11 protein-coding genes are annotated in these 11170 nt (G+C 69.2%); 4 read left to right on the top strand and 7 right to left on the bottom strand.

The features are described 5' to 3' along the window. Positions 1 to 112 precede the first annotated feature (112 nt). The 4 genes from FNH08_RS32520 to FNH08_RS32505 all read right to left on the bottom strand — a co-directional run bounded on the left by FNH08_RS32520 (position 113) and on the right by FNH08_RS32505 (position 4602). A complete protein-coding gene (locus FNH08_RS32520; protein WP_322725874.1) occupies positions 113 to 1237 on the bottom strand; it encodes a GuaB3 family IMP dehydrogenase-related protein in 1125 nt (374 codons plus the stop codon). Between the two features lie 137 nt (positions 1238 to 1374). Beyond that, a complete protein-coding gene (gene guaB, locus FNH08_RS32515) occupies positions 1375 to 2877 on the bottom strand; it encodes an IMP dehydrogenase (protein ID WP_152775116.1) in 1503 nt (500 codons plus the stop codon). A 210-nt stretch (positions 2878 to 3087) separates the two neighbouring features. Beyond that, positions 3088 to 3663 (bottom strand): sigma-70 family RNA polymerase sigma factor, encoded by a 576-nt coding sequence (locus FNH08_RS32510; protein ID WP_060901477.1) that lies wholly within the window; start codon positions 3661 to 3663, stop codon positions 3088 to 3090. A gap of 327 nt (positions 3664 to 3990) precedes the next feature. After that, positions 3991 to 4602 (bottom strand): response regulator transcription factor, encoded by a 612-nt coding sequence (locus tag FNH08_RS32505; protein WP_003948568.1) that lies wholly within the window; start codon positions 4600 to 4602, stop codon positions 3991 to 3993. Positions 4603 to 4992: 390 nt separating this feature from the next. On the opposite strand from FNH08_RS32505, the gene FNH08_RS32500 reads away from it, so the two are divergent. Then, positions 4993 to 5322 (top strand): WhiB family transcriptional regulator, encoded by a 330-nt coding sequence (locus FNH08_RS32500; protein ID WP_152775115.1) that lies wholly within the window; start codon positions 4993 to 4995, stop codon positions 5320 to 5322. Positions 5323 to 5410: 88 nt separating this feature from the next. Here the strand turns inward: FNH08_RS32500 and FNH08_RS32495 are convergent, their stop codons facing one another. After that, entirely contained in the window at positions 5411 to 6307 is an 897-nt protein-coding gene (locus FNH08_RS32495; RefSeq protein ID WP_322725875.1) for a LysR family transcriptional regulator, read from the bottom strand. An 80-nt stretch (positions 6308 to 6387) separates the two neighbouring features. On the opposite strand from FNH08_RS32495, the gene FNH08_RS32490 reads away from it, so the two are divergent. The 3 genes from FNH08_RS32490 to FNH08_RS32480 all read left to right on the top strand — a co-directional run bounded on the left by FNH08_RS32490 (position 6388) and on the right by FNH08_RS32480 (position 8765). After that, a complete protein-coding gene (locus FNH08_RS32490) occupies positions 6388 to 7062 on the top strand; it encodes an MOSC domain-containing protein (protein ID WP_152775113.1) in 675 nt (224 codons plus the stop codon). A 129-nt stretch (positions 7063 to 7191) separates the two neighbouring features. Next, positions 7192 to 7965 carry an SDR family NAD(P)-dependent oxidoreductase gene (locus FNH08_RS32485; RefSeq protein WP_152775112.1) on the top strand — a complete coding sequence of 258 codons (774 nt, stop codon included), beginning with the start codon at positions 7192 to 7194 and terminating at the stop codon, positions 7963 to 7965. Positions 7966 to 8057: 92 nt separating this feature from the next. Beyond that, positions 8058 to 8765, top strand: coding sequence for an ester cyclase (locus FNH08_RS32480; RefSeq protein WP_152775111.1), 708 nt, complete (start codon positions 8058 to 8060; stop codon positions 8763 to 8765). 63 nt (positions 8766 to 8828) lie between these two features. On the opposite strand, the gene groL is transcribed toward FNH08_RS32480, so the two are convergent. Together groL and groES are read right to left on the bottom strand one after the other, a co-directional pair. Then, positions 8829 to 10454, bottom strand: coding sequence for a chaperonin GroEL (gene groL / locus FNH08_RS32475; RefSeq protein WP_152775110.1), 1626 nt, complete (start codon positions 10452 to 10454; stop codon positions 8829 to 8831). 132 nt (positions 10455 to 10586) lie between these two features. After that, entirely contained in the window at positions 10587 to 10895 is a 309-nt protein-coding gene (gene groES / locus FNH08_RS32470; RefSeq protein ID WP_014178834.1) for a co-chaperone GroES, read from the bottom strand. Positions 10896 to 11170 lie beyond the last annotated feature (275 nt).

The following is an 11170-nucleotide window of genomic DNA, read 5'->3' as shown; positions in this document are numbered from 1 at the left end:
CCCAAAACGCGCCCCACCAGCCCCACTTGGACACACAAAGAGGCCCGGACCACAAAGGTCCGGGCCCCTCACGCCATAGGGCTCAACGCCGCAAGCCGCAGCGCCGCACGGCCTACCGCTTGTGCTGCGAGTCCGCCACCGTCACCTCGACCCGCTGGAACTCCTTCAGCTCGCTGTACCCGGTCGTGGCCATCGCCCGCCGCAGCGCACCGAAGAGGTTCATCGAGCCGTCCGGGGTGTGCGAGGGACCGGTGAGGACCTCCTCGATCGTGCCGACCGTGCCGAGGTCGACCTTCTTGCCGCGCGGCAGCTCGTCGTTGACGGCCTCCATGCCCCAGTGGTTGCCCTTGCCCGGCGCGTCCGTGGCACGGGCCAGCGGGGAGCCCATCATCACCGCGTCCGCACCACAGGCGATCGCCTTGGGCAGGTCGCCGGACCAGCCCACGCCACCGTCGGCGATGACGTGCACATACCGGCCGCCGGACTCGTCCATGTAGTCCCGGCGGGCGGCGGCCACATCCGCCACCGCGGTCGCCATGGGCACCTGGATGCCCAGGACGTTGCGCGTGGTGTGCGCGGCGCCGCCGCCGAAACCGACGAGGACGCCGGCCGCGCCCGTGCGCATCAGGTGCAGGGCCGCGGTGTACGTGGCGCAGCCGCCCACGATCACCGGGACGTCCAGCTCGTAGATGAACTGCTTCAGGTTCAGCGGCTCGGCGGCACCGGAGACGTGCTCCGCCGACACCGTCGTACCGCGGATGACGAAGATGTCGACGCCCGCGTCCACGACGGCCTTGGAGAACTGGGCCGTGCGCTGCGGGGAGAGCGCGGCGGCGGTGACCACACCCGAGTCGCGCACCTCCTTCAGACGCTGCCCGATCAGCTCCTCCTTGATCGGAGCCGTGTAGATCTCCTGGAGGCGGCGGGTCGCGGCGTCCGGGTCGAGCTCGGCGATCTCGTCGAGCAGCGGCTGCGGGTCCTCGTACCGCGTCCAGAGGCCTTCGAGGTTCAGGACGCCGAGGCCGCCCAGCTCGCCGATGCGGATGGCGGTGGCCGGGGAGACGACCGAGTCCATGGGGGCGGCCAGGAAGGGCAGCTCGAAGCGGTAGGCGTCGATCTGCCAGGCGATCGAGACCTCCTTCGGGTCCCGCGTACGGCGGCTGGGGACGACGGCGATGTCGTCGAAGGCGTACGCCCGGCGGCCGCGCTTGCCGCGCCCGATCTCGATCTCAGTCACGTGAGTGGCCTTTCCCTTTGCGTTTCAGCGCTTCCAGTATCACCGACGCCCATGACAAGGGCGGTCCCGGAGGCTCCGGGACCGCCCTGGGGCATGTCTCACGCGCGCGCGTGAATGCCGATCACGACGGTGTGCGTCTACTTGCGGCTGTAGTTCGGCGCCTCGACCGTCATCTGGATGTCGTGCGGGTGGCTCTCCTTGAGGCCCGCCGAGGTGATCCGCACGAAGCGGCCCTTGGACTCCATCTCGTCGATGGTGGCGGCGCCCACGTAGCCCATGGTCTGGCGCAGGCCGCCCACGAGCTGGTGCAGGACGTTGGCCAGCGGGCCGCGGTAGGGCACCTGGCCCTCGATGCCCTCGGGCACCAGCTTGTCGTCGGAGGCCACCTCGGCCTGGAAGTAGCGGTCCTTCGAGTACGACGTACCCTGGCCGCGGGACTGCATGGCACCGAGGGAGCCCATGCCGCGGTACGACTTGAACTGCTTGCCGTTGATGAAGAGCAGCTCTCCGGGCGACTCCTCGCAGCCCGCGAGGAGGCTGCCGAGCATCACCGTGTCGGCGCCGGCGGCCAGCGCCTTGCCGATGTCGCCGGAGTACTGCAGGCCACCGTCACCGATGACGGGGACACCGGCGGCGCGGGCCGCGAGGCCGGCCTCGTAGATGGCCGTGACCTGCGGGACGCCGATACCGGCGACCACCCGGGTGGTGCAGATCGAACCGGGGCCGACGCCCACCTTGATGCCGTCCACACCGGCGTCGATCAGCGCCTGGGCTCCGTCACGCGTGGCGACGTTGCCGCCGATCACGTCCACGCCCACGCTCGACTTGATCTTCGACATCCAGCTGAGCGCGTTGCTGTTGTGGCCGTGCGAGGTGTCGACGACCAGGAAGTCCACACCGGCCTCGGCCAGTGCCTGGGCCCGCTCCAGTGCCTCGGGGCTGGCGCCGACGGCGGCACCCACCAGCAGGCGGCCCTCGGAGTCCTTCGCGGCGTTCGGGTACTGCTCGGCCTTCACGAAGTCCTTGACCGTGATGAGGCCCTTCAGGACGCCCGCGTCGTCGACCAGGGGAAGCTTCTCGATCTTGTGGCGGCGCAGCAGGTCCATGGCGTCAGTGCCGGAGATGCCGACCTTGCCGGTGACCAGCGGCATCGGCGTCATGACCTCGCGGACCTGGCGCGAGCGGTCCGTCTCGAAGGCCATGTCACGGTTGGTGACGATGCCGAGCAGCTTGCCGTTTCCGTCGGTGACCGGGACACCGCTGATGCGGAACTTGGCGCACAGGGCGTCGGCCTCGGCCAGCGTCGCGTCCGGGTTCACCGTGATCGGGTCGGTGACCATGCCGGACTCGGAGCGCTTCACCAGGTCGACCTGGTTGACCTGGTCCTCGACGGAGAGGTTGCGGTGCAGCACGCCGACACCGCCCTGGCGGGCCATGGCGATCGCCATGCGGGACTCGGTCACCTTGTCCATCGCCGCCGAGAGCAGCGGGATGTTCACACGGACGTTGCGGGAGATGCGGGACGAGGTGTCGACCGCGTTGGGGAGCACCTCGGATGCGCCCGGCAGCAGCAGCACGTCGTCGTAGGTCAGCCCGAGTGTCGCGAATTTCTCGGGCACTCCGTCGACGTTTGCAGTCATGACACCTTCCCCAAATGGCCTTGATCGGTGCGGATGTCCATGCTAACGGGAAGCGAGGGCGTCTCATTCCGGTGTCTCATTCCATGACGGAGAGCACCCTTTGGCTTCGTATGTTCGTACGGTCCGGGCATCGCCCCCGTTCACAAGCGCACCGTACCCGTCCGGAAAAACGCCTCCGGGAGGCCGGGGAGTGCCGCCGCGAGAGCCCGCCTACTGCTCCGCCAGCGCCCGCAGCCGGCTCAGGGCCCGGTGCTGTGCCACCCGTACGGCTCCCGGGGACATCCCCAGCATCTGGCCCGTCTCCTCGGCCGTGAGCCCCACCGCGATGCGCAGCAGGAGCAGCTCCCGCTGGTTCTCCGGGAGGTTGGCCAGGAGCTTCTTGGCCCACTCGGCGTCGCTGCTCAGCAGCGCGCGCTCCTCCGGGCCCAGCGAGTCGTCCGGCCGCTCGGGCATCTCGTCCGAGGGAACCGCCGTCGAGCCCGGGTGGCGCATCGCGGCCCGCTGCAGATCGGCGACCTTGTGGGCGGCGATGGCGAAGACGAACGCCTCGAAGGGCCTTCCTGTGTCCTTGTAGCGCGGCAGCGCCAGGAGCACGGCGACGCAGACCTCCTGCGCCAGGTCCTCCACGAAGTGGCGAGCGTCACCCGGAAGCCGGGAGAGCCGCGTGCGGCAGTAGCGCAGCGCCAGTGGATGGACATGGGCGAGCAGATCGTGCGTGGCCTGCTCGTCTCCGTCGACAGCGCGATGAACGAGCGCACCGATGACCGTCGTCTCGTCGTCGCGCATCGATCCATGGTGCCCTGAGGCCGGCCGCCCCGTGGCACCGTGCCCCATGTTGTGCACCGAAGCGTTATGAGCAGGTGCGCCGGAACTCATCTCCTGCGCCCTCCCCTTCCGCTCGTCCGACTCGTCCCCGAGGAACTCCACACCTCAAGGATGCGGCATCCGCGGCGAAACGAGCAGCAGGCATCCGGCGGGCCTCGTTGCCGAGCCCACCCGCCTCGCGATATACAGCCCCGCTCACCTGCGGGAAAGCGCTGCCGCCCGTCTTTCGGAAAGCGGCCCCGCCCGCCCTGCGGCAGGCGGGGATTTCCGAACCCCCGCTACGGTCCACTAACGAACCAGGCCCCACCGGAAGCCGAGCGCCACGGCGTGCGCCCGGTCGGAGGCACCGAGCTTCTTGAACAGCCGCCGCGCGTGCGTCTTGACGGTGTCCTCGGAGAGGAAGAGCTCCCGGCCGATCTCCGCGTTCGACCGGCCGTGGCTCATGCCCTCCAGGACCTGGATCTCACGCGCGGTGAGCGTGGGGGCGGCCCCCATCTCGGCCGAGCGCAGCCGGCGCGGGGCGAGCCGCCAGGTCGGGTCGGCGAGCGCCTGCGTCACCGTGGCACGCAGCTCCGCGCGCGAGGCGTCCTTGTGCAGGTACCCGCGCGCCCCGGCGGCGACCGCGAGTGCCACACCGTCGAGGTCCTCGGCGACGGTGAGCATGATGATGCGTGCACCGGGGTCGGCGGACAGCAGCCGCCGTACGGTCTCGACGCCGCCCAGACCGGGCATGCGTACGTCCATCAGAATCAGGTCCGAGCGGTCGGCACCCCAGCGGCGGAGGACTTCCTCGCCGTTGGCCGCCGTCGTCACGCGCTCGACGCCGGGCACGGTCGCGACCGCGCGGCGGAGCGCCTCTCGGGCAAGCGGGGAGTCGTCGCAGACGAGGACGGATGTCATGGCCGCCCTCCGCAGCTGATGCGCGTCACCTTGAGCCTCCAGGCTGGTACGAATCGTCACCTGTGCGGTCGACACTCGCGAGCGGACTTTCAGACGCCTGCCCGAGCGCTTGTTCCTTCAACCGCCTCCGCACTCTCAACGACGGTCACTCGAAAGAGTTACGGGGCACTGAGCCACCTTCGGCACTCTACGTGAGGGGGCGGACACAGTGCAGACATGAACGACGGACCCTCAACGTTTCACCACAACCGCGCCCCATTTGGCCCCATTTCTTCCCTTTTTGCAGTGTCTGAGGCTAGATTCGCAATGGGTCATATTTTCATCTCCTTAGATCGCGGATGTACGGTCGAGTCACATCTCAGCCCAGAACGGCAACAAGGGGACAACGCAATGGCAGATTTCTCCCGCCTTCCCGGGCCCAACGCGGATCTGTGGGACTGGCAGCTCCTCGCGGCGTGCCGCGGAGTCGACAGCTCGCTCTTCTTCCACCCGGAGGGAGAGCGCGGTGCGGCACGGAGCGCACGCGAGAACTCGGCCAAAGAGGTCTGCATGAGATGTCCGGTCCGCGCGGAGTGCGCGGCGCACGCACTGAGAGTGCGCGAGCCCTACGGCGTGTGGGGCGGACTGACCGAGGACGAGCGCGAAGAACTCATGGGCCGGGCACGCCATCGACTGGTGTCGGCGTCGGCGACGGGGAGCGACGCCAACTCGAACAACTGAAGGAACGTTTCTGCAACACTCGACACCGCCGCCCGACGTCTTTGCCCGATGTCTGATCCCGCGTCTCCGCACCGCGGCGCACCGGGCACTACCGGACGGCAGCCTTCTCCAGCTGTTCCAGCGTCGCCGCGACCGCGGGCACCTGGGCCAGGTCCGGCAGGGTGAGCGCCACGATCTCCCGGCGCACCGCGGGTTCCACCGCGACCGTCCGCACCCCCTTGGGCCGTACCGATTCGATGGCCAGCTCCGGCAGCACCGCGACACCGAGCCCCGCCCCGACCAGGCCCACCACCGCCGGATAGTCGTCGGTCGCGAAGTCGATCCGCGGCGTGAAACCCGCCCCCTCGCAGACCTCGACCAGATGCCCGCGACAGCGAGGGCAGCCGGCGATCCACGACTCCCCGGCGAGCGCCCCGATGGCGACGGACCCCGCACGGGCCAGCCGGTGCCCCTCCGGTACGAGCCCGACGAGCCGGTCGCTGAGAAGCGGACGTACCACCAGGTCGCCCCACTCCTCGGCACCGGCCGCGCCCTCGTACCGGAAGGCGAGCGCGACATCGCAGTCACCCTGGCGCAGCAGCTCGACGGACGCCGGCGGCTCGGCCTCCTCCAGGAAGACACGGGTCCCGGGGTGTGCGGCGCGCAGCGCGGCGAGCGCCGTGGGCACGAGGGTGGAGCTGCCGCTGGGGAAGGACACCAGGCGGACGCGTCCGGCCCTGAGGCCGGCGATGGCGGCGACCTCCTCCTCGGCGGCCGTGAGTCCCGCGAGGATCCCGGCGGCGTGCCGGACCAGCGACTCCCCCGCCTGTGTCAGCCTCATCTCGCGCCCGCTCCGGACGATCAGCGGAGTGCCCACGGATGCCTCCAGGGCCTTCATCTGCTGGCTGACGGCGGGCTGGGTGCAGCCGAGTTCGCGCCCCGCCGCCGAGAAGGAGCCGGTGGTGGCGACAGCGCGCAGGACACGGAGATGGCGGGCCTCGATCACATTGTTGAGCATAAGTGAGTCTTGGACAGGGAGCGGAATATTGCGTCGACGCTTTGGGCACCATCGCCTAGCGTGCCCGCATGAAGCTTCTGTCGCTGAACGTGGGGCGCCCCAGGACCGTGGACCACCCGGATCTGCAGGGGCACGTGACCGGTATCGACAAGCAGCCGGTTCAGGGGCCGGTGCGGATCTTCGCGCCCGGGCCCAAGGGAGTGGGCGCGAGCGGGGTGGCCGGGGACGCGGTCTGCAACATCGAGCATCACGGCGGCGACGACCAGGCCGTGTACGCGGTGGCCCGCGAGGAACTCGACGACTGGGAACGCGAGCTGGGCCGCACCCTGCCGGACGGCACGTTCGGCGAGAACCTCACCACCGAGGGCCTCGACGTGTCCGGCGCGCTGATCGGTGAGCGCTGGCGGATCGGCGCCGACGTGGTCCTGGAGGTCACCTCGGGTCGTATCCCCTGCCTCAACTTCCAGGTGCACCTCGGTGAGAAGGGCTGGGTCAGGCGTTTCACACAGAAGGGCCGGACCGGTGCCTACCTGCGGGTCATCGAGCCGGGCGAGATCCGGGCCGGCGATCCCATCGAGATCGTCCACCGCCCTGACCACGAGGTGACGGCGGCCCTGGAGTTCCGGGCGGTCACGACGGAGCGGGAGCTCCTGCCCCTGCTGCTGCCGGCGCGGGACGCGCTGCACCCGGAGGCACGGAAGAAGGCGGAGGAGTACGTGGCGCAGCACGGCGGGGACGCGTAGGCGGCTGCCGGGCGACGAGGGGCGCCCCTGTGCTCAGTACCGATCGTGATCGGTACTGAGCATGGAAAGGACAGGTGAAGGCCGGTACGAGGGGCGGATTCGCACAGTCCGGGTCACTAACCTTGCGCCATGACAACGGCTCTGATTACGGGATCGACCGCGGGGATCGGTGCCGCCTTCGCTCGGCGGCTGGCGGCTGACGGTCACAACCTCGTCCTGGTGGCGCGCGACACCAAGCGGCTGCGCGAGCAGGCGACCGAGTTGCACGACCGGCACGGCATCGAGGCGGAGGTGCTGACGGCCGACCTGGCGACGGACAAAGGCATCGAGGTGGTCGAGCGACGGCTGGCCGACCGGAAGAACCCGGTGGACCTGCTGATCAACAACGCTGGGTTCGGCAACAAGGGCCGCTACCTCGACGTGTCGATGGCCGACGAGCTGACGATGCTCAAGGTGCACTGCGAGGCGGTGCTCCGGCTGACCTCCGCGGCGGCCGAGGGAATGCGGGAGCGGGGCCGGGGCGGGGTCGTCAACGTGGCGTCGGTGGCGGCGTTCCTGCCGCGGGGCACGTACGGCGCGTCCAAGGCGTGGGTCGTGCAGTTCACGCAGGGCGCGGCGCGGGATCTGGCGGGCAGCGGGGTGCGGCTGATGGCGCTGGCCCCGGGTTTCGTGCGCACCGAGTTCCACGAGCGGGCCGGCATGGGCACGGACAACATCCCGGACTGGATGTGGCTGGACGCCGACAAGCTGGTGACGGCGGCACTGGCCGACCTGGCCCGCGGCAAGTCGCTGTCCATCCCGGACCCGCGGTACAAGGCGCTGATGGGCGTGGTGAAGGTGCTGCCGCGGGGCCTGCTCGGGGGGATCAGCTCGAAGACGGGGCGCAAGTACGGGCCGCAGTAGGTCGAAGCCCAAGCTGAAGCGGAGGTGACATCGCGTCCCCGGTGGGAAAATGGGGATGTCAGCCGGACCCAGGGGGGCTGGGAGGCGGTGTCATGACGTTCGTGCAGCTCATTGACTGCAAGACAAGCCGGTTCGACGAGATGAACCAGCTGATGGACACATGGGTCGAGCAGACCAAAGGCAAGCGGACCGCCACGCACAACATCATCGGCAAGGACCGGTCCGACGCGTCACACCTGATCGAGATCGTGGAGTTCCCCTCGTACGACGAAGCGATGCGGAACTCGAAGCTTCCGGAGACCGACCGGATCTTCCGGGACATGATCGCGCTCTGCGACGAGCCGCCCACCTTCACCGACCTGGACGTGGTGCGGGACGAACAGCTGAACGCGGCGAACGTCCGCAGGCTCTTCGAACTGGCGGCCGCCAAGGGCGATCTGCCTCCGCTCAACGACGTGTTCGCGGAGAATTACCACGACCACGACCCGGCCAACGAGCAGGACACCATCGGGCTGGACGCCATACGCAGAGACATACGGATGTGGCGGGACGGCTTCGACTTCGAGTTCACCATCGACGACCAGATCTCCCAGGGCGACAGGGTGAGTACGCGGTGGACCTGGAACGCGACCCACAAGGGTGAGTTCGTCGGAATCGCACCCACGGGCAGAAAGGTCCGCATGACCGGTACCACGGTCTTCCGCTGCCAGGACGACGGAAAGATCGTCGAGGGCTGGTGGAACTACGACCGGCTGGGGCTGATGGCTCAGCTCGGAGCGCTCGACGCGCTGGAGAAGTAGCACAACGCGAGGGCCCGGCACCCCCGAAGGGGCGCCGGGCCTCACGACGACGTGCCGGGTACGTCAGTGGGCGTGGCCGTGGCCGTGGCCCGCGGCGGCCGGCTCCTCTTCTTCCTTCTTCTCGACGACCAGGGTCTCGGTCGTGAGGAGGAGGGAGGCGATGGAGGCGGCGTTCTCCAGGGCGGAGCGGGTGACCTTGACCGGGTCGATGACGCCGGCCTTGACCAGGTCGCCGTACTCGCCGGTGGCGGCGTTGAAGCCCTGGCCCTTGTCGAGCTCGGCGACCTTGGCGGTGATGACGTAGCCTTCCAGGCCGGCGTTCTCCGCGATCCAGCGCAGCGGCTCGACGACGGCGCGGCGGACGACGGCGACACCGGTGGCCTCGTCGCCCTCCTTGCCGAGGGAGCCCTCCAGGACCTTCGCGGCGTGGACGAGCGCGGAACCACCACCGGAGACGATGCCCTCCTCGACCGCGGCGCGGGTCGCGGAGATGGCGTCCTCCAGACGGTGCTTCTTCTCCTTCAGCTCCACCTCGGTGGCGGCGCCGACCTTGATCACGCACACGCCGCCGGCCAGCTTCGCGAGGCGCTCCTGGAGCTTCTCGCGGTCCCAGTCGGAGTCCGTGGCCTCGATCTCGGCCTTGATCTGGCCGACGCGGCCGGTGACGTCCTCGGACTTGCCACCGCCGTCGACGATGGTGGTGTCGTCCTTGGTGACCGTGACGCGGCGGGCGGTGCCCAGCACCTCAAGGCCGACCTGGTCGAGCTTGAGGCCGACCTCCTCGGCGACCACTTCGGCGCCGGTGAGGGTGGCGATGTCGCCGAGCATGGCCTTGCGGCGGTCACCGAAGCCGGGGGCCTTGACGGCCACCGCGTTGAACGTGCCGCGGATCTTGTTGACCACGAGGGTCGACAGGGCCTCGCCGTCGACGTCCTCGGCGATGATCAGCAGCGGCTTCGAGGCGCCCGCCTGGATGACCTTCTCCAGCAGCGGCAGCATGTCGGCGATCGCGGAGATCTTGCCCTGGTGGATGAGGATGTACGGGTCCTCCAGGACGGCCTCCATGCGCTCCTGGTCCGTCACGAAGTACGGCGACAGGTAGCCCTTGTCGAAGGCCATGCCCTCGGTGAAGTCCAGCTCCAGGCCGAAGGTGTTGGACTCCTCGACGGTGATGACACCGTCCTTGCCGACCTTGTCCATCGCCTCGGCGATGAGCTCGCCGACCTGCTGGTCCTGGGCGGACAGCCCGGCCACGGCGGCGATGTCGGACTTCTCGTCGATCGGGCGGGCCGAGGCCAGCAGGTCCTCGGAGATCGCGGCGACGGCGGCGTCGATGCCCTTCTTCAGGGCGGCCGGGGAGGCACCGGCGGCGACGTTCCTCAGGCCCTCGCGTACGAGCGCCTGGGCGAGCACGGTGGCGGTGGTGGTGCCGTCACCCGCGATGTCGTTGGTCTTGGTCGCCACCTCCTTCACCAGCTGGGCGCCGAGGTTCTCGTACGGGTCCTCGACCTCGACCTCGCGGGCGATGGTCACACCGTCGTTGGTGATGGTGGGGGCGCCGAACTTCTTGTCGATGACGACGTTGCGGCCCTTGGGGCCGATCGTCACCTTGACCGTGTCGGCGAGCTTGTTGACGCCGCGCTCGAGGGCGCGACGGGCGTCCTCGTCGAACTTCAGGATCTTCGCCATGGGAGCGTTGGCCCTCTCGGAAAGCTAGAGGTGTTCTAACGGGTTAAAGAGCCGCGCCCCCGGCGCCCGGCTGATCAAACGGCGGGGGCCGGGGGCGCAGCTGTCAAGCAGAACCGGTGGGTACCGGGTGAACTACTTCTCGATGATCGCGAGCACGTCGCGGGCCGAGAGGACGAGGTACTCCTCGCCGTTGTACTTCACCTCGGTGCCGCCGTACTTGCTGTAGAGCACCACGTCGCCGACGCTGACGTCGAGCGGAAGGCGGTTGCCGTCCTCGAAGCGGCCCGGGCCCACAGCGAGGACGACGCCCTCCTGGGGCTTCTCCTTCGCGGTGTCCGGGATGACCAGGCCAGAGGCCGTGGTCTGCTCGGCGTCCAGCGGCTGGACCACGATGCGGTCCTCGAGCGGCTTGATGGCAACCTTGGAGCTGGCGGTCGTCACGATCCGACCTCCCCCTTCGGAGATCTCACGGGGTTAACTGTCTGAGGTGGCGACCAGGTCGATCCGTCGTCGCGGGTGCCGGACCTGCCCGTCGCGTTGTTGGCACTCTCCAGGGGGGAGTGCCAGACCTGAGACTATGACCGCGATTAGCACTCGGTCAAGCGGAGTGCCAATTGCCTGCGGCGCGGCGCGGGATTCTGGGTGCGTACGTGTGTGGTTCTGTGCCCGGAGTGGGGGCGCTCTCCCTGGGGGCTCCGCCCCCAGACCCCCGTATC

Source organism: Streptomyces spongiae, assembly GCF_009377185.1.
In the GTDB taxonomy this organism is placed as follows: Bacteria; Actinomycetota; Actinomycetes; order Streptomycetales; family Streptomycetaceae; genus Streptomyces; species Streptomyces spongiae.
The sequence above is the reverse complement of the archived record's forward strand: the minus strand, read 5'-3'. Positions and strand labels throughout refer to the sequence as shown.